16 protein-coding genes and 1 tRNA gene are annotated in these 19,434 nt (G+C 69.7%); 4 read left to right on the top strand and 13 right to left on the bottom strand.

Annotation, left to right across the window (positions count from 1 at the left end):
* Nucleotides 1–124 precede the first annotated feature (124 nt).
* The gene (locus tag ACL02U_RS27290) at nt 125–469 is read right to left on the bottom strand and encodes a cupin domain-containing protein (RefSeq protein WP_412793616.1); all 345 of its coding nucleotides are present in this window, start codon (nt 467–469) and stop codon (nt 125–127) included.
* Nucleotides 470–651: 182 nt separating this feature from the next.
* Between ACL02U_RS27290 and ACL02U_RS27285 the strand changes: the two genes are divergently transcribed.
* A tRNA-Pro gene (locus tag ACL02U_RS27285) sits at nt 652–725 on the top strand.
* 566 nt (nt 726–1,291) lie between these two features.
* On the opposite strand, the gene ACL02U_RS27280 is transcribed toward ACL02U_RS27285, so the two are convergent.
* From ACL02U_RS27280 to ACL02U_RS27260, 5 genes are all read right to left on the bottom strand, one after another.
* Complete coding sequence (locus ACL02U_RS27280; RefSeq protein ID WP_412793615.1) at nt 1,292–1,744, bottom strand: hypothetical protein; 453 nt, start codon at nt 1,742–1,744, stop codon at nt 1,292–1,294.
* Nucleotides 1,745–2,014: 270 nt separating this feature from the next.
* Nucleotides 2,015–2,299 carry an RICIN domain-containing protein gene (locus tag ACL02U_RS27275; protein ID WP_412793614.1) on the bottom strand — a complete coding sequence of 95 codons (285 nt, stop codon included), beginning with the start codon at nt 2,297–2,299 and terminating at the stop codon, nt 2,015–2,017.
* Nucleotides 2,300–2,304: 5 nt separating this feature from the next.
* Nucleotides 2,305–3,096, bottom strand: a complete 792-nt coding sequence (locus ACL02U_RS27270; protein WP_412793613.1) for an N-formylglutamate amidohydrolase — start codon at nt 3,094–3,096, stop codon at nt 2,305–2,307.
* A gap of 217 nt (nt 3,097–3,313) precedes the next feature.
* On the bottom strand, nt 3,314–5,533 hold the full coding sequence (locus ACL02U_RS27265; RefSeq protein ID WP_412793612.1) for an NADP-dependent isocitrate dehydrogenase: 2,220 nt from the start codon (nt 5,531–5,533) through the stop codon (nt 3,314–3,316).
* Nucleotides 5,534–5,812: 279 nt separating this feature from the next.
* On the bottom strand, nt 5,813–6,340 hold the full coding sequence (locus ACL02U_RS27260) for an IPT/TIG domain-containing protein (RefSeq protein WP_412793611.1): 528 nt from the start codon (nt 6,338–6,340) through the stop codon (nt 5,813–5,815).
* Between the two features lie 269 nt (nt 6,341–6,609).
* On the opposite strand from ACL02U_RS27260, the gene ACL02U_RS27255 reads away from it, so the two are divergent.
* The 3 genes from ACL02U_RS27255 (at nt 6,610) to ACL02U_RS27245 (ending at nt 11,505) form a co-directional block, all read left to right on the top strand.
* A complete protein-coding gene (locus tag ACL02U_RS27255) occupies nt 6,610–7,338 on the top strand; it encodes a hypothetical protein (RefSeq protein ID WP_412793610.1) in 729 nt (242 codons plus the stop codon).
* Nucleotides 7,331–10,132, top strand: a complete 2,802-nt coding sequence (locus ACL02U_RS27250) for a hypothetical protein (protein WP_412793609.1) — start codon at nt 7,331–7,333, stop codon at nt 10,130–10,132. Before ACL02U_RS27255 ends, ACL02U_RS27250 begins: the two co-directional genes overlap by 8 nt.
* A gap of 488 nt (nt 10,133–10,620) precedes the next feature.
* Nucleotides 10,621–11,505, top strand: coding sequence for a hypothetical protein (locus ACL02U_RS27245; RefSeq protein ID WP_412793608.1), 885 nt, complete (start codon nt 10,621–10,623; stop codon nt 11,503–11,505).
* Nucleotides 11,506–11,838: 333 nt separating this feature from the next.
* Here ACL02U_RS27245 and ACL02U_RS27240 read toward each other — a convergent pair whose 3' ends face one another.
* The 7 genes from ACL02U_RS27240 to ACL02U_RS27210 form a co-directional block, all read right to left on the bottom strand.
* Nucleotides 11,839–12,930, bottom strand: coding sequence for a mechanosensitive ion channel family protein (locus ACL02U_RS27240; RefSeq protein ID WP_412793607.1), 1,092 nt, complete (start codon nt 12,928–12,930; stop codon nt 11,839–11,841).
* A 214-nt stretch (nt 12,931–13,144) separates the two neighbouring features.
* Nucleotides 13,145–13,336, bottom strand: coding sequence for an antitoxin (locus tag ACL02U_RS27235; protein ID WP_412793606.1), 192 nt, complete (start codon nt 13,334–13,336; stop codon nt 13,145–13,147).
* A 210-nt stretch (nt 13,337–13,546) separates the two neighbouring features.
* A complete protein-coding gene (locus ACL02U_RS27230; protein WP_412793605.1) occupies nt 13,547–14,305 on the bottom strand; it encodes a crotonase/enoyl-CoA hydratase family protein in 759 nt (252 codons plus the stop codon).
* 154 nt (nt 14,306–14,459) lie between these two features.
* Nucleotides 14,460–15,431: a lysylphosphatidylglycerol synthase domain-containing protein gene (locus ACL02U_RS27225; RefSeq protein ID WP_412793604.1), complete on the bottom strand. Its 972-nt coding sequence runs from the start codon at nt 15,429–15,431 to the stop codon at nt 14,460–14,462.
* A gap of 430 nt (nt 15,432–15,861) precedes the next feature.
* Nucleotides 15,862–16,686, bottom strand: a complete 825-nt coding sequence (locus tag ACL02U_RS27220; RefSeq protein WP_412793603.1) for a pentapeptide repeat-containing protein — start codon at nt 16,684–16,686, stop codon at nt 15,862–15,864.
* 313 nt (nt 16,687–16,999) lie between these two features.
* Nucleotides 17,000–18,658, bottom strand: a complete 1,659-nt coding sequence (locus ACL02U_RS27215; RefSeq protein WP_412793602.1) for an acyl-CoA dehydrogenase family protein — start codon at nt 18,656–18,658, stop codon at nt 17,000–17,002.
* A gap of 21 nt (nt 18,659–18,679) precedes the next feature.
* Nucleotides 18,680–19,327 (bottom strand): TetR/AcrR family transcriptional regulator, encoded by a 648-nt coding sequence (locus tag ACL02U_RS27210; RefSeq protein ID WP_412793601.1) that lies wholly within the window; start codon nt 19,325–19,327, stop codon nt 18,680–18,682.
* Nucleotides 19,328–19,434: the final 107 nt, after the last annotated feature.

Below are 19,434 nucleotides of genomic sequence, written 5' to 3'. Positions count from 1 at the left end.
CTCGCCCTCCCCCCCCCCCCCCCCCCCCCCCCCCCCCCCCCCCCCCCCCCCCCCGCGCCGGGCCGGGAGCCGCGGTGGCATGTGGCCGAGGGCCGGCTGCCGTCCACCGCACCGGCAACCCCGGTCAGCAGTTGATCGCGTACGCCTTCCGCAGCGTCTCGTGCACCGTCCACGTCGTCCGGTCGCCCTGCCGCAGGACGGCCATGTCGCCGGGGCCGACCCGCAGCGTGGGGCCGCCCTCGACCGCGATCGTCGCCGACCCGCTGACGACCACGAACAGCTCGTCCGCCTCGGTGTCCGTCACGACACCGGGTGTGATCTGCCAGATGCCCCGGATCCGACGTCCGTCGGCCGACTCCCAGACCACCTTCCCGGTCACCTCGGGCGATCCGGAGACGATCTGTCCCGGGTCGAGCGGCTCCGGTTCGAGCTCGGCGTCGGGGATGTGCAGGGCGAAGGTCTCGGTCATGCGCCGACCGTAGCCCGCCTGCCGGTGGCCGCGCCGTCGACAGGGTGTGGGGTATCCGGCCTCCCGGCAGGACACTCCGTCACGACGGCCCGACCGTCCGAGGACGCGCCGGTGAGCGGGACGGCGCACCTGGGGTAGGGTTTACCTGCGCGATCACGCGGTCAGGCCGCGATGGCGCGCATCGGGACGTGGCGCAGCTTGGTAGCGCACTTGACTGGGGGTCAAGGGGTCGCAGGTTCAAATCCTGTCGTCCCGACTTTTTCTTTCGAAGTCGCAGGTCAGGGCCGGTTTCGGAGGTATCCAAAACCGGCCCTTGGTCATTCTTGCGGACCGGCGCCCTGCGCAGGACGTGGACCTGCACGTCTGCGTCGGCGAAACAGGTCAGTCCGGTGTGCCGGAGATCGTGGCGGCGCAGGTGCTCGTAGCCGAGCCTGGCGACCACGTCGTCCCAGCCGTCAGACTTTTCGCACGCCGTAGGCGCTGAAATCGTCCGTGCAGACGCGGCTGATCCGGGTCTTCAGCTCCGTGTCGCGGACCGACCGGGCGCTGGGGCGCGGTTCTTGGGGCGTGGCAGGTGCTCGTTCGCGATACTGACGCGAAGAAAGCCAACGCCGCCTTCAAGAAGAACTCGTTGGTCCGCCGCAGCTCGGAGTTATCTACCCGCAGCCGCTTGATCTCGGCGCCTCCTCGGACGTGACGCCGGGCGCCGGGCGCCGTCGACTTCGGGCTTGGGGACGGACGGGCCGCGACTCGATCCTCTCAGGGACTCGAGCCTCCATCAGACCCGGAGCGGTTCAGTCGTACACGAACTCGTCAGCCGTACTACCTGGTTATGGTGATGTCCACGTCGACGGGCTTCTGGTTCGGGTCCTCAGGGGACGGGACGATCTTGATGTGCGCACTTCCGAGTTGAAGCGCATGGGCACCACAGGTGAACTCACCGTCGTTCGGTGCCTTGTACCCCGGAATGACTTGCAGCACGTCCGGGTGGTCGGTGCTTATCTTCGTGTGTGCGGGGTCTTCCAGGTGCGCGAAGTAGAACTGCGCGCCGACCCCGCCGGTAGCGGTGGTGTCGTTCCGGTCAACGATGATGGGCGGCAGGACGGGACGTGTGATCTTCTCAGCTTGCGTTCCCATGACAGGCAAACCTCCGTATTGTGCGGAGACTTCAATGGATGTTTCCGGCGCTGCCGGCTCAGCCGCGATGCGACCAGCCTTGCTCGCGCTGGCAGTGGCGGGAGCGGCAACAGCTGCTGTCGATCGCCAGGTACGCATATGACCGCTGTGACCGCCATTCCAGGTTGCGGGCGCTTTCAAAACGCTGCAACTCGAACAGCGCGCGCGGGGAGGCACCTTCTGCACCCGTCACCCGCGAGCACACACGGCTACATCGGCGACGCCAACCGGATCCGAGACCTGCACAGCGCCATCACCTCCGGCTACTTCACCCTGACCAACCGCAACTCCGGGGTGAGCGCGGTGGCATGGCCGAGGAGACCCCCACCTCGGGCGGGGCGGATGCCGCGGACCGCCCTGCCCGGCGGGTCAGGCGGGTCGGAGCGTCCACTGCTCGGTCGCGGTGCCGTCGGGACCCAGCTGGACGACGTGCGCGCCCTGGGCGGTGGAGCCGTCTGCGATGTCGGCGGACTTGCCGCTGTTGAGGTTCACCAGTGTCCAGCGTCCGCCGGCGGCGGCCCGCAGGGCCCACTGCCGGTCGGGTCGTCCGGTGCAGGTCCACTGCTGGATCCGAGCCCGGTCCGCCGTCGAGGCGCCGTCGACGTCCACGCAGAGGCGCCCCCGGCCCGCCTGTCGCGCGGGAGCGCTCCACACAGAGGTCAGGCGGAGACTGCGGCGACCAGGCGCCCGAGCGCCGCGGCGATCCGGTCGAGCCCCGGGCCGGGCGGCCCGCCCGGCCGGGCCAGGTAGGTGTCGCGGCGGATCTCCACCATCAGCGCGCTCACCCGCGGCTCCCGGCGGTAGTGGTCGAGTGGCACGTACGTCCCGCCGAACGGGCTGTCCAGCCCCACGTCACCGCAGTCCGCGAACGCCTCCCGGGCCGCGGCGAGCAGCTCGGGAGGCGTGTGGAAGGGGTCCGTCCCCAGGCACACCGCGGGCCGCGGCCCCCGCCCGTGCAGCTCGTACGGCAGCGCCCGGGCCGGATAGGAGTGCACGTCGACGACGACCGCACGCCCGGCGGCGGCCAGCCGCTCCGCCACCGCCCCGCTCATCGCCCGCGCATACGGTCGGTAGTAGCGCGCCAGCAGGGGCTCCGGGTCGCTTCCCGCGGACCGCAGCTCCTCCCGGTGCGTGGTCCGGGTGTAGACGGCGCCCATCCCGACGGCCGTCATCTCCTCCCGCTCGTCCGGGAACCGCTCCGGGTCGACGACCAGCCGGGACAGCCGGTTGACGAACCGCCAGGGCGCCACCCCGGCCGCCGCGGCGGCGCGCGCGGCGATCCGGTCGGTGTGCGCGTCGGTGATGTGGTCCAGTTCCCGTTCCAGCGCCGTGTCGTCCAGCACGACGCCCGCCCGCACCGCGGGCGGTATCTCCCGCGCGGAATGCGGCACGTGCAGCAGCACCGGCGAGTGCGGCGCGCCGGGCAGCAGGACGAAGGAGGGCGTGGTCACGGGCGGCTCCCGGAGCGTTGTCAGCGGTGCGGTGCATGATCGACGGGTGGGACCGCGGACCGACCGGAATGCGGAGGCGGCCGGTTCGTCGCGCAGGCCCACGGTCTCCCGGACGCCGATGCGGAGGAGCCGACCGCACCCGGGTCCGGTGACGGCCGTGCCCCGGCCGGGTGGTGCTCGGCCGGGGCACGGTCGGGGGCCCGTCGGGCCCGGAGCGTCAGCTCAGGGAGGCCAGCGCCTCGTTCCAGGTGGCCGACGGCCGCATGACCTCGGCGGCCCTGGCCGGGTCGGGCTGGTAGTAGCCGCCGATCTCGGCGGGCTTGCCCTGTACTGCGTTGAGCTCCTCGACGATCTTCGCCTCGGCGGCGGTGAGCGTCTCGGCGAGCGGGGCGAAGGCCTTGGCCAGGTCCGCGTCCTCGGTCTGCCGGGCCAGCTCCTGCGCCCAGTACAGCGACAGGTAGAAGTGGCTGCCGCGGTTGTCGATGCCGCCGACCCGCCGGGTCGGGGACTTGTCCTCGTTGAGGAAGGTCGCCGTGGCGCGGTCGAGGGCGTCCGCGAGGACGCGCGCCCGCGTGTTGCCGGTGGCCTCGGCGTACTGCTCCAGGGACGGCACCAGGGCGAAGAACTCGCCGAGGGAGTCCCAGCGCAGGTAGTTCTCCTTGACCAGCTGCTGCACGTGCTTCGGCGCGGAGCCGCCCGCGCCGGTCTCGAACAGGCCGCCGCCCGCCATCAGCGGCACCACCGACAGCATCTTGGCGCTGGTGCCCAGCTCCAGGATCGGGAACAGGTCGGTGAGGTAGTCGCGCAGCACGTTGCCGGTGACGGAGATGGTGTTCTCGCCGCGGCGGATGCGCTCCACCGACAGCCTGGTCGCCTCCTCCGGGGACAGGACCCTGATGTCCAGGCCCTCGGTGTCGTGCTCCGGCAGGTACTGCTCGACCTTCTTGATCAGGTTGGCGTCGTGGGCGCGGCCGGCGTCCAGCCAGAACACCGCCGGGTCGCCGGTGGCGCGGGCGCGGGTGACGGCCAGCTTCACCCAGTCCTTGATCGGCGCGTCCTTGGTCTGGCAGGCGCGGAAGATGTCGCCGGCCGACACGGTCTGCTCGACGAGGGCGTTGCCGGCCTCGTCGACCAGGCGGACGGTGCCGGTGGTGGGGATCTCGAAGGTCTTGTCGTGGCTGCCGTACTCCTCGGCCTTCTGCGCCATCAGGCCGACGTTCGGCACCGAGCCCATGGTCGACGGGTCGAAGGCGCCGTTGGCCCTGCAGTCCTCGATCACGGCCTGGTAGACGCCCGCGTAGGAGGAGTCCGGGATGACCGCCAGCGCGTCGTGCTCCTGACCGTCCGCGCCCCACATGTGGCCGGAGGTGCGGATCATGGCGGGCATCGACGCGTCGATGATCACGTCGGACGGCACGTGCAGGTTGGTGATCCCCTTGTCGGAGTCGACCATCGCCAGCTCCGGGCCCTCGGCCAGCTCGGCGTCGAAGGACGCCTTGATCTCGGCACCCTCCGGCAGGCCTTCGAGGCCCTTGTAGATGCCGCCCAGGCCGTCGTTCGGGGTCAGACCCGCCGCGGCGAGCTGCGCGCCGTACCGGGCGAAGGTCTTCGGGAAGAAGGCACGCACCACGTGGCCGAAGATGATCGGGTCGGAGACCTTCATCATCGTGGCCTTCAGGTGCACGGAGAACAGCACGCCCTCCTGCTTGGCGCGGGCCACCTGAGCGGTGAGGAACTCGCGCAGCGCGGCGACCCGCAGCACCGAGGCGTCGACCACCTCGCCCCGGAGCACGGGCACCGACTCGCGCAGGACGGTCGTGGAGCCGTCGTCGCCCTTCAGCTCGATGCGCAGCGTGCCGTCCTCGGCGATCACCACGGACTTCTCGGTGGAGCGGAAGTCGTCCGCGCCCATCGTCGCCACGTCGGTCCTGGACTCGCCGGACCAGGCGCCCATGCGGTGCGGGTGGGTCTTGGCGTAGTTCTTCACCGATGCCGGGGCGCGGCGGTCGGAGTTGCCCTCGCGCAGCACCGGGTTGACCGCGGAGCCCTTGATCTTGTCGTAGCGGGCGCGGACCTCGCGCTCCTCGTCGGTCCTGGGGTCGTCCGGGTAGTCCGGCAGCGCGTAGCCCTGGCCCTGCAGCTCGGCGACGGCGGCCCTGAGCTGCGGGATGGAGGCCGAGATGTTCGGCAGCTTGATGATGTTCGCGGCGGGCGTCCTGGCCAGCTCGCCCAGCTCGGCGAGGGCGTCCGGGATGCGCTGCTCCTCGGTCAGGTACTCCGGGAACACGGCGATGATGCGTCCGGCCAGCGAGATGTCCCGGGTCTCCACCGGGACACCGGCCTGCGAGGCGTAGGCCCGGATGACCGGCAGGAAGGAATACGTCGCCAGGGCCGGGGCCTCGTCAGTGTGTGTGTAGATGATGGTCGAGTCAGTCACCGGGTGCTCCGCTCCACGTCTGCAACATTGCTCGACATCAAGATATCTCGTGAAGGGTGCCGTCACGACAGCGGCCCGGCCGTCGTCCCGACCGGGTGGCGCGGAGTCGCCCGCCGGGGCCCGTCCGTCGACGACGGCCTTCCGGCAGCTGAGCCTGCGCGCCCCGGTGAACCTGTCCCGGGTCGACCGGAGCGCGTATGGCACGGGAGTGGATCTGATCCGAGGAGCGGGGGTGGGTCGGCCGCCCGGCGACGGGATCTGCGGAAGGCAGCGGAAGGCCTACGTGACTGTGAACCGGGAAGGCGCATTGACATTGATGAGGGCACCGTCGTGGCCAGTGACTTGGTAGGTTCCCCGGGGCGCGTTCCTGGCCACCGAAAGCCGGAGACCGGTTTCTCCCACATGGGTCAGGTTGGTCGCCTGATATGGGCCAAAAGTGACTCTGCTGATGCTCCCCAGACCCTCTCCTGTAAGTGTCAACTGCTGCCCGGGGGGCCCACTCGTGGGCCGCATCGAAGATATACGCGCCGCCGCCCCCTGTACCGTGAAGTATTCAGCACTGGATGCTCTGATGTCGGCATGGACGGTGACGTGGAACTTGTTTGTCATCGCCATCGGTCCGATGAGAAGTTGGATTGTGCCTGTAACGGCGTCGACGGAAACCAGGGTAGTGCCGGTTCCCTGTCCGAGGCCGCCCAGTTCGACCAGGGTGTTCTCGGTGCTCGCATCGTTCGGCATGTCGGCGAGTTCCAGCGTCACCGGCGTTCCGATCCGGCCGCTTTCGGGGGTGAATCCGATTATGCGCATGTCCTTTCCATGCCTCCGTTCGACTCGCGTCGTGACGTGACTGGACAGAACACGAGTCTAAAACACGGTGCAGGACGCTGCAATTGGATCAGCCTGACAGCGTCAGTCCAAGACCAGGCGCCGACTCTCCGATTCGTGTTGTGACCTCTGCTCTGCGCAGCTAGCGTGGAAGAAGGGTACGTGGGCGCATCCGCTTTCCTGCGGCGTGGCACTTCCGGCGGTACAGCGCCGCTGTCCACCAGCAATTGCGAGAACCAGGGTATTTCGAGATGGTCAACAAATACATTGCAGGTATTCCGGAGCCCGTGATCGATGCCTGGAGGGACCTCGCGCAGTGGCTGCAGAACGAGCTGCCCGTAAAGATGCTGGGCACTGACCTTCCGGACTGCTCCCCGATCGACGTCGGCGACATCAATGCCTGCGACCAGTACAACTTTTCTGGTGGCACCGAGCCGGCCGCCGTCGTGTGGGAAAGCGACGGCAATGCCAGCTTCGCGTTGAGCTCGATGTCCATTACCCAGGTCGATACAGTCACGCCTGGCGCAGTCGAGGCGGGTGACGGAGCAACGGTGTACTTCCCGTTGACTTTCCACCTCCTGGAGGTCAAGGGAGATTACTCGTTCAGCCAGAACTGCAAATCCCTGGACACCTTCACAGGCAAGCCCGTCAGTAAAGCGACCGCCGACGGAAGAGGTACCTTCATACAGAGCATGAAGGACTGCCCTCTACGCTACGTTGCCCAGCTCGGAGACCGGCTCACCTTGAAAGAGGTCGTTCTCGGCGAAGGTGGGTCCACGTCGATGACTGTAACACCCCAATCGGCCGGATGGCTCGATAAGTCCTGGTTCGTGAAGCTTCTCGATTTCAGGTACTACAACGAGTCCAGAGCGGTACGTGCAGCGTTTCTGAATGGAATAAAGGTGGCAGGCTTCAGTGGCGCGCTACTGAACTTGCTCAATGATGCTCCGGGCGTGCGACAGGAGCTTCGCCATGGGTAGCTCGTCACCGTTGCAGAATCCGTTGCAGCTGGGAGAGACGCTGTACGAGGTGTCGGATTTCACTGTCGTCGGTACCCCCAAGGCCGACTTCGGCACCCCCGAGGCCAAAAAGATCGCGTACTGCAGTCGGAATGTTCTCGACTCCGATGGGTTTCGGCCCGCCGAGTCGCTTCCCCTGATGCCGCAGGACCGCATCCTGGACGCGAAGGCCGTGACGATCCCGAAAACAGCCAGGCAGAGTGTCTTCGTCCTGACCGCTGACGAGCTGCACATCATCGAGCCGCCCGGCAATGACGGCCAGGAGATCGTACGGTGGCCTGTCTGCGATCTCTCCGTCATCGTGGGCATCGATCCGCAGGTATCCGCGGACGTGTGCCTGCTGGTCATGGGAAAGGACGCGAGAGGCATCTTCCTCCGGTCGGTCGGCTGCCACTCCGGTTCGGTGCTGAGTACCACGTACCTACCCAAGACGGTTGACGGGACAGTGCTGGGTGCGCTGCTCGTCCGTCGCCAGCTCGAGGCTCATATCGTCATCTGCACCGTCCGTGACAGCTTGATCGAGATACACGATCTGGGCGCGCGCGCCGTGGGTGCGAGGCCGGTCATCGACTCCGTTACGACCGTGCCCATCGGCCGGGCCATCTCACCGGACATCGGCCTGACCACCGCCGCCCTGAAGCCTGGAACTCCCGATCAGCAAGTCGTGGTGACGCACTCGATCGACACCGACTCGAACGAAATCAAAAAGGGCTCGCTGTGCGTATCCGTACTGTCCTGGGCCGAGTCAGGAAAAGGTCCTGAGCTGCGAAAAGAAGTTGCCATGACCCACGAGACCAGCGTCAATATGGCGCCTCAGGACACTCCGAAGTACCGGGTGGCCGCGGGACGACTGTTGGGAAATGGAGCCGATCAACTCGTGGTCGGGTACAGAGCGGCGTACAGGTCGACATCGGGATGCGTAGGGTTGTTGCTCTTCGAGCTGCAGCCGCAGCCCGACGGCAGTAATAGGCTGGTCTTCCTGAGCGACTATGCTGCAGGGAACAAGGGTGCCCAACCGTTGGCTTCCATAGATTTCCGGATCGCGGTGGGGCTCTTCGGTGATCCGTTGCCCGAGGACCAACCGACGTCGGCAAGAGGAAAGGCCTGTGGGGACCTGGGTGTGCTCGTCGCCGGGGCCGGCGCCTCATTCCGGCAGTTGCTCGATGGACAGGCGTCCATCACGGCCGGCCTGGTCACCGTCGATCCGGCCCGCAAGACTTTTCCACCGCAAGAAGAACAGCCTGGCGAACCACGGTATCTGTCTGAACTGATGATTGTCGACTACCGCTCGAAGCAGGGTTTTTACGCCTTCCCGAGCGATGTAAAAGGGAAAAGCGTGATTCTCGGACCGCCCACGTACTCGCGAACATCAGGTAGCGGCCAACTGCTGGCGGTGATCCAGGCACCGCCCTACCAAGACGACCCCACTGTCACGGTGGAAAAGCCCAGCCTCACTTTTAGTGAGGGCCAATCCGGGACCAAGGGAGTGAGCGTCGTATCGAGCAATATGTGGATGTTCAGCAAAGAGTTCGGAGAGTCCATCGGAATACGTGGACAGACGCTCAGCCACAGCATCAGCGAGTCCTACGGAAACGGCTTCGACAACACTGCAGACAATTCGACCACCTTTAGCGTGCAGACGATCAGGCCGATCGCGGAAGCCGATTACCTGCTGACCTGCACGATTGTTTACGATGTCTGGACCTACCCGGTATACCGGAAAAGCGTGCAGGAGAAGCCCGACGGCTCCATGGCGGTCATCTTTCCGACCGATGTCGAGCGCCAGCAGTATCTCGTTCCCGCCTACGATCCTTCTCTGGGGTACAAGCCGCGCTCGCAGATCGGTTCTCTGTTGAGCTACGTGGACCAGGAGCTCGACGGGTACGTGGGTTCGAACCGGATTTTCGATCTGATGGGCCTCACGGTCAGCAGCGATTTTCCTGCCAGCCTCATCTTCGATGAGAATCACATGGCCAGCAAGAACATTGGAAAATCGTTCACCGTCCATAATTCCGCGACCGACAGCGCGCATTTCACCTACAGCGACAGCCTGCTGGACTACATCCCAGTGAGCTTCGGCCTGAACCTGAGCGAGGGAGAAAGCTATTCCCAATCCGATGTGGAGACGACCATGCTTTCACATTCGGCCACTATGAGCATCAGTATCTCAGGTGGCAGGGCTGCAGACCCCCAATACCTCTACGGGTTTACGCCTTACATCTATCAGCATAAAACCATGGGATGCCTCATGGTGGGGTACAAGGTGGACCTCAGGGGCAGTGCCTGGAATCGCTATTATGCCACTCCCCGGGTTGCCCTGCAGGCCCTGTGTCCCGGGACCAGCAACAAGGTGCTTGCAGGGTTCAGTCGGTCCATCTCGTTCCGCGAGTCTTCGGGCCGAAAGGGCGAGTCTTCGGACCGAAAGGTACAGGTGAGCGCGGAAGTATTCAACAACAGCACACAATCGACCAATGCCTGCGTGGAATTCTACAAAGGCTGCCCTGTGGAAAACACAGAGGGCAGCCTCGATCCTACTGGGGACTGCCTGGGAAAGGAGTGCCTTCAACTGCAGCCAACCGGGCGCGGAACGGCGTCCATGGAGATCGAACTGGCTCAGGCAGACCAAGTTGTCGTCGTTGTGTACCCCTCTACCAAATCAAATTCCCGGACGGCCTACTGGGCGATCTATCCGCCGTCGAAGTTCCAGGACTACTTCGACGCGTTGCGCGCCGAACCGGAAGGCACGGAGAAGTGAAGAAGCTCGGCACTGTCCACGCCTCAAGCACTGCGGTACTCGAGAGTGCTGGGTCACGTGACGCCACACTGGGGGAGGACGGGTCAGGACGGACGCTCATCGAATTCTCCGCGGCAGCACAGCGACAGTTCGATCAGGAACTGTGTACCACTCACGCTGCCGTACGAGCCGCTGACGGACTTCTCACTGCGGCCCCCGGGCTCCGGGCGGGGCCTGGCCTCGGGCTGGTGGTCGGCACCCATCGGGGTGACCAGCACGTGCTGGCCCGGCGCAGGATGAATCTGGGCAGTTCGCGGGGGCTTGGTGTCCGGGAGGCCACCGCACTTCGCCAGGCGGTCACACACTTTCCCGTCGGGCGAGTGACGAAGAGGGTTGCGGACTCACTGGGAGCACGGGGGCCGACTGCTGCTGTTCCCGGCGGACTTGCCTCCGCACGGGCGGTGGCCGAGGTCTGGCTGGCGTGCGGGCGTGCCACACAGGTGGTGGCGGTGGCCGCCGACGCCACTGGCGGGGTAACTGCGGACGCCACGGCGGAGCTCTGGATCGGCGCGGGTTCCTCGGTGGCGCCCGCTGCATGCCTCATCTGCGCATATGACGAACGTCAGGAGCACGGCGGAGAAGAACACTGCGGGACGTTGGTCGAGCGACTGGTCCCTTCGCTCGTCCCCACCGGTCACCGCCGTGTAGCCCTGCTGTTGGGGTCCCTTCTCGCCGACGCCGGAAGGGTGCTGTTCTCCGGGCAGCAACCCCAGGAGCCCGAGCCCTCTCTGGAAGGCGTCGTTCACCGGCTGGGGCGTCGAGGTGACATCGCCGAAGCGTTCGTTTTCACCGGCTCCACCGGGGCCCATATGACGGCTCTGGCTTTCGCCCAGGACCTTCTGTCACTGGATCGGGCCGACGTCGCCGTCGTCTGCGGAGTCGACCTCGTGGGCGGTCCCTTCTCCCAGGGCTTGAGGCTGCTCGGCTGTGAGGACCTGCCCTCGTTGTCCGGAGGAGGACACGCCCTGCTTCTCGAACGGCCAGGGCAGGAGCAGCCACACCACCCGACGCTGCGGTCGTGCGCGCTGGTCGGACCTGAGATCCCGCCCCGCCCGACCACGCCCATGGATTTGACCGGTGTCTCAGCAGGACATGGGGGAAACGGGTTCCCCGTCACGGTGGGGCTGAGTGGCGTCAGCTCCCTGGACCTCTCCCGGGCCGAACAGTTGGCCACTCACGTCTGGCCCGGTACGTCGATCAGACGCCGCACCGGCTTGCGCAGTGTCGGAGCGGACGTCCTGCTCCTCGTCTCCGCGGTCGGCTCCGAGGATCCGCCCCTCGGCATTGCCGCGGTTCATCCTCTCGGCGGCACCGGACATTGCCTGATCACGTAAAGAGCCCGAGCAGGTGGCAGCAGTCACCTCCAGTCCGACTGCGATCGTGCCTGAGCCCGCCTCTCGGCAGAACAGCGGTGAGGCCCGGACCAGAGCCGGTCCGGGCCTCACCGGCGCGCCGAGACGACGATCGACGGCTCAGGATCGCGCGGTGCTTGCAGCCGTCCATGGCGGCGGCGAGGAGGACGGTCGGCGTCGCCACCGATGTCGGCCGTCGTGGTGAGGTAGGTGTCGCGCAGCCGCTGCCACCTGCCGTCCGGTACGGCGGCCGTTGTCGTAGCGCAGCGCGTCGGCGGGCGCGGCCGGCCCGCCCGGTGTCCGTCGTGTGGCCGTTCAGTCCAGGCCGGCGACGGCAGCGTTCTTGGCTTCCTGGTTGCGCTGCTGCGGGATGGAGACCTGGCCCGGCTGGACCGTGACCGTGCGCATCGGGAACGGGATCTCGATGTTCTCCGCCCGGAAGCGGCGGTGCAGGCGCTTGACGAACTCGTGCTTGATCCGGAACTGGTCGCTGAACTCGCCGACCCCCAGGATCACCGTGAAGTTGATGCTGGAGTCGCCGAAGGTGTGGAAGCGGACCGCCGGTTCGTGCTCCGGTAGGGCGCCGGTGACGGCGGCCATCGTCTCGGCGACGACCTCCTTGGTCACCTCCTCGACGTACTCCAGATCGCTGTCGTAGGAGACGCCGACCTGCACCAGCACGGTGAGACGCTGCTCGGGACGGCTGAAGTTGGTCATGTTGGTGCTGGCGAGCTGCCCGTTGGGGATGACGACCCGGTTGTTGGACAACTGCCGCACTGTGGTCTGGCGCCAGTTGATGTCGACGACGTAGCCTTCCTCGCCGCTGCTGAGCTGGATGTAGTCACCGGGCTGCACGGTCTTCGCGGCGAGGATGTGGATGCCGGCGAAGAGGTTGGCGAGCGTGTCCTGCAGGGCGAGCGCGACGGCGAGGCCGCCGACGCCCAGGGCGGTGAGCAGGGGCGCTATGGAGATGCCGAGCGTCTGCAGCATCACCAGGAAGCCGATCGCCAGGACCAGCACCCGGGTGATGTTGACGAAGATCGAGGCCGAGCCGGCGACTCCGGAGCGGGCCTGGATGACCGAACGCACCAGCCCCGACACGACGCGTGCCGCGGTGAGGGTGACCACGAAGATGAGCAGCACCTTGAGCGTCCGGTGGACGTTGCCGTCCACCGTGTGCGTCAGCGGCAGCACCGCCGCCGCGGCCGCCGCCCCCGCTGCGATCGCCGCCCACGGCACCACGGTCCGCAGGGCGTCCACGATGACGTCGTCGCCGGTCCACGCGGTGCGCTCGGCATGCTTGGCCAGCCAGCGCAGCAGCGCGCGCGCCAGGAAGGCGGCGACCAGTCCGGCCGCCAGCGCGATGCCGGCCATCATCCAGTCGTCCAGTGTGACTGCCCGGTTCACCGGCGACCTCCCCGGAGACGGTCCGTGGTGCGGGGCGGCTCCGCCGCCGGCCCGATGCGAAGAGTCCTCACGTTTTCACCTGCTCGGTTGCGGGATGTGCGGCCCGCCGTGCGGGCGGCAGCCCGCACGGCGTGACCGCTCATCCTGCCGCATCCGGCACGCTCGTCCGAATCAGGCCGGTGCGACGGGCAAGCAGCGGACTCCCGGGTTCCGACTACCGGGGCGGGCCCTGCCGGCCCCCGTCCTCGCCGAACTCGTCCTTGATCTTCTCCTGGGCGCTGTCGACCTGGCTGCCGTACTTGCCCCGGGTCCTGTCGTCGACGGCGTCTCCGGCCTTGTCGACGGCCTTGTCCACCTGGTCCTCGTGGCCCTTCACCATCTGCTTGAGCTTGTCCATCATTCCCATCGCGGTGACTCCTCGCGGCGATCGGGTGCACTGCATGTCCTCTTCAGGTAACCCGTCATCGGCGTTTCGATCCCCTCCGGGTAGCCCGAACGGATGGCCGGTCCCCGCGGCCGCCCGCAGGAGGCGGCGGCCGTCCGCTGCCGGGTCCGCCGGTCGGCGACCACGGCGCCGGCGCGCGTCCGCCGGTGGTCGGCGGCCGGCAGCCACCTGCTAGTCGAACGAGCCGTGCCGTCCGGCGCCCGCCGCGAACCGGGCGGCGCCGTCCAGGCCCTCGGCGAGCACACCGGCTCCGTGGCGGTGCTCCAGCCGCAGTGCGGTCTCCTCCGGCAGGCCCTCCTGCGCGAGCGCGGAGGCCCGGTCGGAGCGCAGGCAGGACTGGGGGAACGCCGCGATGCCGGCGGCCAGCTCCTCCGCGGCGGACCGGGCCGTGCCGGGCGGGACCACCCGGTTGGCGAGGCCCATCTCACGGGCCTCGGCGGCGGGCACCGGCCGTCCCGTGAGGATCATGTCCAGAGCCCGGCTCGTGCCGATCAGCCGGGGCAGCCGGACGGTGCCCCCGTCGATCAGCGGTACGCCCCAGCGTCGGCAGAAGACGCCGAAGACCGCATCCTCCTCCGCTACCCGGAGATCGCACCACAGGGCCAGTTCCAGGCCCCCCGCCACGGCGTGTCCGGCGATGGCGGCGATGACCGGCTTCGACAGCCGCATCCGGGTCGGTCCCATCGGGCCGTCACCGTCCTCCGCCACCCGGTTGCCCCGCTCCCGGCCCATGGCCTTGAGGTCGGCGCCCGCACAGAAGGTGCCGCCCTCTCCCCACAGCACCGCCACCCGTGCCTCCGTGTCGGCCTCGAAACTCCGGAAGGCGGCGGCCAGCTCGGCGGCCGTGGGGCCGTCCACCGCGTTGCGGACCTCCGGTCGGGAGAGCACGACCGTGGTGACATGTCCCCGATGTTCGAGGCGCACCGGCATGATGGGGCTCCCTTCCGCCTGCGGCGGCTCGATGCCGCTCCCGGCACCGTACCCGCGAGTAGGTGGCGGGGCGGCGCCGGGTGAAGGTCCCGGGCACCGGATGCGAGGCAGGCGTCAGGCGTCAGGCGGCAGGTGCTGGGCGGCTTCGGACACCTCAGATCACCTTCCACCGCATCAGCGCCCCGAGCGTCAGCGCGCCCGGCAACAGCGGCAGCCAGACGGTGATGACGCGGTACGCCAGTACCACCGCCGTGGCCACGGCCGCCGGGGCGCCCGCCGCGACCAGGGCGACCGCCAGCGCCGCCTCGACCGAGCCGAGCCCGCCGGGTGTGGGTATCAGTGCCACGGCCGCAGTCGCCGCCAGATACGCCACCGCCATGTGCACCGGCGGCACCGGCACCCCGAGGGCCCGCCCCACCAGCACCAGCACCACCGCCTGCAGTGCGGGGAAGGCCAGGGAGCCGCCCCACAGGGCCGCCGCCCGCGCCGGACGCGCGTGCACCGAGCGGAACTCGCCCAGTGCCGTGCGTAGGAAGGAGCCGGCGGCCGCCCGCAGCGTTCGGACGCACACCAGTGCCGCCGCCGCGGCGAGCACGGCGGCACCCACGGCGAGCAGCAGCGGTCCGACCGTCCCCGTGGGCAGTAGCGGGCCGAGGCTCAGCGCACCGGGGGAGGCCAGCAGCAGCACGGCCAGCAGGGCGACCCGGCTGACGGACTCGGCGAGCAGGTACAGCGCGAGCGCGGCGGAGGACCTGGCCAGCGGCACCCCGCACCCGGCCATGAAACGCAGGTTCACCGCGCCCGCACCCAGCCCGCCGGGCAGCACGTGGTTGGCGGCACCGGCCGCGAACTGGGTGGCGAGCAACCTGAGGAGGGGCAGCCGTTCGAGGACCGCGCCCTGCCGGGTGCACGCCGCGGCCACCCAGGTCAGGCAGGTGGCCGCGGCCGCGGCGACCAGCCACGGCCACTCGGCGGTGCGCAACCGGCCGAAGCCGTCGGCGAGGACGGGCCAGTGCCGCACGGCCACGACGGTGACGATCACGAGCGGGAGCAGGCACAGCACCTGCCGCAGGGACACACGCCGGGCAGGGGGGACCCGGCGTCCGGGGAGGGAGACGGCTGTCACGTCTCCCCAGGGTCCGGGTGGCGTGCCAACGGCGGGTTGCCGATCCGGGGACGGCACCTTACGGACGGCCATCCGCTCCTCCGTACCGGGGCCGTGTCCCCGTACGCCCCGCCCCGCCGCGCCGCTCGCCCCCGCCGCTCGCATCCGTCGCTCGCATCCGGGGCTCACCGGGCGGGCGGGCCCCGCGCCGCCGGCCGGTATGTGTCTGCGCGGGGAGAACCGGCCGGGTCGGGTCCGTCTCGGGGGTCCGGACCCGGCCCGGCCGGTGTGGGCGCCCCGACGGGAGGCGAGGGGCGGTCCGTCCCGCCGGGCCGATGCCTCCCAGTCAACGGGCCGCACGCGGGAACCGCATCTCCGGTGCACCGAACGGGGGGCCGGTGCGCGCCCCGGGGGAGGCGTGCGTGCCGTGGCGGGCGTTCCGTCGGCCGGTTTACCAGTGCGCGGGGCGGCTCAGTCCGGCGGGCAGCAGGGTGACCGCGTCCCCCCTGGCCGCGCTGAGCTGGGCCTGGGTGACGAAGAGGCTGCCGGTGAGGTCGGCACCGGAGAGGTCGGCGTCCCGCAGGTCGGCTCCGATCAGGTCGGCGTTCCGCAGGTCCGCGCCGCTGAGGTCGGCGGCGACGAGCAGTGCGCCGCGCAGGCTCGCACCCCGGAGGTCGGCGCCGGCGAGACGTGCCCCGACGAGGTCGGCCCCGCGGTGGTTCGGTCTGCGGCCGGGCACCTGCTCGCGCGCCAGGTCGCCGGCCCGCAGCAGGAGGGCGTTGACCTCGCCGCGCAGCGCGTTCACGTCCAGCGCGCGGAGCGAGTCCGAGCTGCCATGGGTGAGCGCGTCGATGCGGTGCCGAGCACGCCGCAGTTCTGGGTGCACGGGCCGGGCCGGCGCGAGAGCGAGCGCCTCGGTCACGTACCAGAGCAGTTCGTGCAGTTGCCGCATCACCGGGAAGACCGCGAACATCTCCCCGGCGGCGGTCGGCGTCGTGCGCCAGTCGGTGCCGCCGAAGGTGACCCGGGAGACCTTCTGGCCGGCGCCGAAGCAGTCGAACACGGTGCAGCCCGGATAGCCCTCGCTCCGAAGGCGGGTGTGGATGCCGCAGCGGAAGTCCTTGCGCAGGTGCCCGCACGCCTTGCCCGCGGGCTTGTCCACCGCGAAGTCGGTCGAGCGGGCGAAGGGGAGTGCGACGCAGCACAACCCGAAGCACTCGGCGCAGTCGGCCCGCAGTTCGGCATGCTCGGCGGCGGGCGGGTTCTCCTGGGTCACGGTGCTGCGCTCTCCTGATGTGCGAACGGCGGGACGGTGGGACGGCGGGCGGGTCGGGCGTGGCAGGAACCGGCCGCGACAAGACCGGCCGCGACAAGACCGGCCGCGACAGGACTGGTCTCGGCCGGTCCGCTCCACGCGGTGCGCCCTGTGCACCCTGTGCGCCGAACCTGCCGGTGCCGCCCGCTCCCGCACCGACGGCACCGGCCATCCTCCCAGACGCCGCGCGTCGGCGGAGGTCCGTCGGTGTTCCGGCCCGTGAGCCCGCCGTCCGTCGGCCCGCCGCCCCAGCGCGTCGGAGCGGCGCGGGCGTTCAGCGCGGCAGGCGGTCGAGCAGCGCCGCGAAGTCCGTACCGGGCGGCAGGGTGCCGAAGGCCAGGCCGCGGTCCCCGCCGAGTCGGGAGGCGCAGAAGGCGTCCGCCACGGCGTCCGGGGCGTGGCGGACCAGCAGCGACCCCTGCAGGACCAGGGCGGCGCGCTCCACGACGCGCCGGGCGCGCAGCGGCGCGTCCTCGGTGAGGACCAGTTCGTCCCGCAGGTCGCTCCAGGCCGCGTCCAGACGCCGGTCGGCGCCCAGTCCCGCCTCGATCTCCGTACGGAAGGCGTCGAGGGACTCGGGCTCCCGGGCCAGGGCGCGCAGCATGTCCAGCGCGTTGACGTTGCCCGAGCCCTCCCAGATGCCGTTGAGCGGGGCGTCGCGGTACAGCCGGGGCAGGCCGGACGCCTCGTCGTAGCCGTTGCCGCCCAGGCACTCGAGGGCTTCCGCGACCGCCGCGGGCTGCCGCTTGCACACCCAGTACTTCCCGACGGCGGTGGCCAGCCGCAGGAAGTTCCGTTCGTGCGCGTCGCCGTGCTGGGCGCGGTCGGCCGCGCCGGCCAGGCGCAGGGCGAGCGTGGTGGCGGCCTCGGACTCCACCGCCAGGTCGCCGAGCACGTTGCGCATCAGCGGCTGGTCGACGAGCTTCGTGCCGAACACGGCGCGGTGACGGGCATGGTGGGCGGCCTGCACGAGCGCGGCGCGGGTGCCGGAGGCGGAGCCGAGCACGCAGTCCAGGCGGGTCATGGTCACCATGTCGATGATGGTGCGCACCCCCTTGCCCTGCGGACCGACCAGCCAGGCCACCGTGTCGTCGAACTCCGGCTCGCTGCTCGCGTTGGAGCGGTTGCCGAGCTTGTCCTTGAGCCGCTGGATGCGGAACGTGTTACGGCTGCCGTCGGGCAGCACCCGCGGCACGAGGAAGCAGGAGAGCCCGCCGGGAGCCTGGGCGAGGACCAGGAAGAGGTCGTTCATCGGCGCGCTGGTGAACCACTTGTGGCCGCGCAGCCGCCAGGTACCGTCGCTCTGCTCGGTGGCGGCGGTGGTGTTGGCGCGCACGTCGGTGCCGCCCTGCTTCTCCGTCATGCCCATCCCGGCGAGCAGGCCGCGCTTGCCGGCCGGCGCGCGCAGCCCGGGATCGTAGACCCGGCTGGTCAGCAGGGGCTCGTAGACGGCGGAGAGTTCCGGCGCGTGGCGCAGCGCAGGCACCACCGCGTACGTCATGGAGACGGGGCAGCCGTGCCCCGCCTCGGCGGTGCTCCACACCATGAACCCGGCGGCACGCGCCACATGGGCGCCGACCCGGGGGTCGGCCCAGGCGCTGCCGCCGAGACCCTCGCCGATCGCCACGTCCAGCAGGGCGTGGTAGGCCGGGTGGAAGTCGACCTCGTCGACGCGGTGCCCGTAGCGGTCGTGGGTGCGCAGGACCGGTTCGCAGCGGTTCGCCTCGTCGGCCCAGCGCTGCACCTCCTCGCTGCCCGTGCGCCGCCCCAGCCGGTGCAGGTCGTCCAGGTACCAGTCGGCGCCCTCGCGGCGCACACCCTCGATCAGCACCGGGTCGTCGGCCACGTCGTGGCCGGTCAGCGGCGGGGGCTGGTTGGTCACCTCGTGGGTCACGGCCGAGGGGTGGCTGCGCGGCGCGGTGGTCGTGGTCATCGGATCTCCGTGGGTCGTCGGTCAGGCGGCGGGGTCGGGGGCGCCGGGTGCGGGGCGGTGGTGCGGGGGCCGGGCGCCGGCACACCGCAGTGCCATGGCGGTGAGTTCGGCGAGCAGCGCGTCGGTGTCCTGTCGTGCGGGGGCGCCCAGCGGATCGACCAGGACCTCGCCGACGGCCCCGGTGAGGGCCGCCGCGGTGATCCCGCCGTCCTGCTCGGGCAGCAGTCCGGCGGCCATGCCGTCCCGTACCACGTCGGCGAAGAGCGCCCGGTAGCGGCGCCGGAAGGCCAACCGTTCGGCGCCGACCGCGGGTTCGGCGGGGGCGGCGAGCAGTGCGTAGGCCAGACCGCGGTTCTCCAGGGCGCGCCGGGCGAACACCTGCACGCCCAGGCTCAGCCGTTCCACCGCGTCGCCGGGTCCGCGCAGCACCTCGCCGAGCACTTCGACCTCGTGCCCGGAGGCGCGCCGGAACACCTCGACGGCGAGTGCGCCCTTGGAGGCGAAGTGCTGGTAGACCGATCCGGCCGCGATCCCGGCGGCGTCGGCGACGGCGGTCACGGAGGCCTGCGCCCACCCCACCTCGGCGACGACGCGGGTGGCGCAGACGACGAGATGGTCCCGTGCGGCTTCCAGGCGACGGATCTCGGCGGCGGTCTTGCGGTAGGCCATAGAAGAAGTGAACCACCATTCAGAGCTTCGTGCCAGGACCGCTTCGTGCCAGGACCACGGAGTACGGCGCCGGGCCCTCCACGGGCCCGCGTGCCGCCGCTGGCGCC

Origin of the sequence: Streptomyces sp. MS06, assembly GCF_047200655.1 — a bacterium.
GTDB lineage: Bacteria > Actinomycetota > Actinomycetes > Streptomycetales > Streptomycetaceae > Streptomyces.
Note: the sequence above shows the minus strand (reverse complement) of the source record. Positions and strands in the feature narration are given on the sequence as shown.